Source organism: Streptomyces phytophilus (assembly GCF_013870535.1).
Classification (GTDB): domain Bacteria; phylum Actinomycetota; class Actinomycetes; order Streptomycetales; family Streptomycetaceae; genus Streptomyces; species Streptomyces phytophilus.
Genome location: NZ_JACBXC010000698.1, coordinates 1 through 3,183, shown reverse-complemented (window position 1 = coordinate 3,183; position 3,183 = coordinate 1). Strand labels below are relative to the sequence as shown.

The following is a 3,183-nucleotide window of genomic DNA, read 5'->3' as shown; positions in this document are numbered from 1 at the left end:
GGCCGGCGGCCGCGTCAGCGTCGCCAGGTGGTCGTCGCAGAACGACGTCGTCATCCGCGCGCCGGTGAACTCCTCGTGCTCCAGCGACCGCACGAGCAGGTCCCTGTTCGTCACCGGGCCGTGGATCCGCGCCCCGCGCAGCGCCGCCGTCAGCCGCCGGACCGCCTCCGCGCGGGTCGGGGCGTGGACGATCACCTTGGCCAGCAGGGCGTCGTAGTACGGGGTGACGGTGTCGCCGGCGGTGTAGCCGGTGTCGAGGCGGACGGGGCCCCTGACCTCCAGGCGGTGGACCCGGCCCGTCTGCGGGGCGAAGGCCGACGCCGGGTCCTCCGCGTAGAGGCGGGCCTCCACCGCGTGGCCGCTCGGCCGCGGTGCCGACGGCGGCAAGGGTTCGCCTTCCGCGATCCTCAACTGCTGGGCCACCAGGTCCACCCCGTACACCGCCTCCGTGACGGGGTGCTCCACCTGGAGCCGCGTGTTCATCTCCAGGAACTGCGCCCGCCCGTCCGGCGCGAGCAGGAACTCCACCGTCCCCGCGCCCACGTACCCGATCGACCGTGCGGCCCGTACCGCGATCTCCTCCAGCTCGCCCGCCACGCCCGCCGCCAGGCCGGGCGCCGGGGCCTCCTCCACCACCTTCTGGTGCCGCCGCTGCAGCGAGCAGTCGCGCGTGCCCAGCGCCCACACACCTCCGTGCGCGTCCGCGAGCACCTGCACCTCGACGTGCCGGCCGCCCTCGACGTACGGCTCGACGAACACCTCGCCGTCCCCGAACGCCGCCGCGGCCTCCGCCGACGCCGACGCCAGCCCGGCGTCCAGCAGGGCCAGTTCGCGTACGACCCGCATGCCGCGCCCGCCGCCGCCCGCCGCCGCCTTGACCAGCAGCGGCAGGTCGGACTCGACCGCCTTCGACGGGTCGAACGGCGCGAGGCCCATCAGCTCCTTCGCCCGGGTCTTGGACGCCATCGCCTCGATGGCCTCCGGCGGCGGCCCGACCCACGTGAGCCCCGCCGCGGTCACCGCCCGCGCGAACTCCGCGCTCTCGGAGAGGAACCCGTAGCCCGGGTGCACCGCGTCCGCGCCCGCCGAGACCGCCGCCGCGACCAGCAGATCGGCCCGCAGGTACGTCTCCCCCGCCGCCTGCCCCGGCAGCCGGACCGCCGCACCGCCGGCGTCCAGCGCCGTCCGTACGTGCAGCGTGCCCGCGTCGGCGTCCGAGTGCACGGCGACGGGCGTGATGCCCAGGTCGCGGCAGGTGCGGAAGACGCGGCAGGCGATCTCGCCCCGGTTGGCGACAAGAAGGGTGCGGATCATCGGTCCTCCCACGTGGATGCCGGTCGCGCGGTCACAGGCGGAACACCCCGTACCCGTCGTGCACGCCCGCGTACGGCGCCGTGTGGATCGCCGACAGGCAGATCCCCAGCACCGTGCGGGTGTCCCGCGGGTCGATGACCCCGTCGTCGTACAGCCGCCCCGACAGGAACACCGGCAGCGACTCCGCCTCGATCTGCTGCTCCACCATCGCGCGCAGCGCCGCGTCGCCCTCCTCGTCGTACGGCATGCCCTTCGCCTCCGCCGACGCCCGCGCGACGATCGACAGGACGCCCGCGAGCTGCTGCGGGCCCATGACCGCCGACTTGGCGCTGGGCCAGGCGAAGAGGAACCGCGGGTCGTACGCGCGGCCGCACATGCCGTAGTGACCGGCGCCGTAGCTGGCGCCCATCAGCACCGACAGGTGCGGGACGCGGGAGTTGGAGACGGCGTTGATCATCTGGGCGCCGTGCTTGATGATGCCGCCCTGCTCGTAGTCCTTGCCGACCATGTAGCCGGTGGTGTTGTGGAGGAAGACCAGCGGGATGTCGCGCTGGTTGGCGAGCTGGATGAACTGCGCGGCCTTCTGCGACTCCTCGCTGAACAGCACGCCGCGCGCGTTGGCGAGGATCCCGACGGGGTAGCCGTGGAGCCGGGCCCAGCCGGTGGCCAGGCTCGTCCCGTACAGCGGCTTGAACTCGTCGAAGTCCGAGCCGTCCGCGATCCGCGCGATGACCTCGCGCGGGTCGAACGGCACCTTCAGGTCGCCCGGCACGATCCCCAGCAGCTCGTCCTCCGGGTACGCGGGCGGGGCGGCCGGCGGCGGGTCGGGGTGCGCCTTGCGCCAGTCGAGGCGGGCGACGACGCGGCGGGCGGTGTGCAGGGCGTCCGGCTCGTCGACGGCGAAGTAGTCGGCGAGTCCCGAGGTACGGGCGTGCATGTCGGCGCCGCCCAGCGACTCGTCGTCGCTCTCCTCGCCGGTGGCCATCTTCACCAGCGGCGGGCCGCCGAGGAACACCTTCGCGCGCTCCTTGACCATGATCACGTGGTCGCTCATGCCCGGCACGTACGCCCCGCCCGCCGTGGAGTTGCCGAAGACCACGGCGACGGTCGGGATGCCGGCGGCGGACGAGCGCGTGAGGTGCTTGAACAGCGCGCCGCCCGGGATGAAGATCTCCTTCTGCGACGGCAGGTCGGCGCCGCCGGACTCCACGAGGTGGACCGAAGGCAGCCGGTTGGCGAGGCTGATCTCGTGGGCGCGGAACGCCTTCTTCAGCGTCCAGGGGTTGGACGCGCCGCCGCGTACGGTCGGGTCGTTGGCGGTGATCAGGCACTCCACGCCGGAGACGACGCCGATGCCGGTGACGAGCGAGGCGCCCACTGTGTAGTCAGAGCCCCAGCCGGCCAGCGGGCTCAGCTCCAGGAACGGGGTGTCGGGGTCGAGGAGCAGCTCGATGCGCTCGCGTACGAGCAGCTTGCCGCGGGCGCGGTGCCGGGCGGTGTACTTCTCGCCGCCCCCCGCCACGGCCTTGGCGTGCTCGGTGTCGAGGGCGGCGAGCTTGTCGAGCATCGCGGCGCGGTGCGCGGCGTAGTCGGGGCCCGCGGTGTCCAGCGACGAGGCCAGCACGGTCACAGCAGCTCCTCGGGGATGTCGGCGTGCCGGGCGCGCAGCCACTCGCCGAGCGCCTTGGCCTGCGGGTCGAAGCGGGCCTGGGCGGCGACGCCTTCGCCGAGGAGTCCTTCGACGGTGAAGTTGAGCGCGCGCAGGTTCGGCAGGACGTGGCGTACGACGGGGAAGGCCGCGGTCTCCGGGAGGAGTTCGCGCAGGCGGTCGACGGTGAGGGTGTGGGCCAGCCACGGCCAGGCGGCGTC

The 3,183-nt window shown here is 73.8% G+C and carries 3 protein-coding genes; all 3 read right to left on the bottom strand.

The genetic code is table 11. The annotated features are described in order from the left end of the window. The coding region (locus H5J30_RS23750; RefSeq protein ID WP_181789407.1) for an acetyl-CoA carboxylase biotin carboxylase subunit at window positions 1-1,314 on the bottom strand (1,314 nt) is incomplete at its 3' end. A gap of 31 nt (window positions 1,315-1,345) precedes the next feature. Further along, window positions 1,346-2,944, bottom strand: a complete 1,599-nt coding sequence (locus H5J30_RS23745; protein WP_181789406.1) for an acyl-CoA carboxylase subunit beta — start codon at window positions 2,942-2,944, stop codon at window positions 1,346-1,348. Then, the coding region (locus tag H5J30_RS23740; protein ID WP_445194955.1) for an AtuA-related protein at window positions 2,941-3,183 on the bottom strand (243 nt) is incomplete at its 5' end. The genes H5J30_RS23740 and H5J30_RS23745, both read right to left, overlap by 4 nt.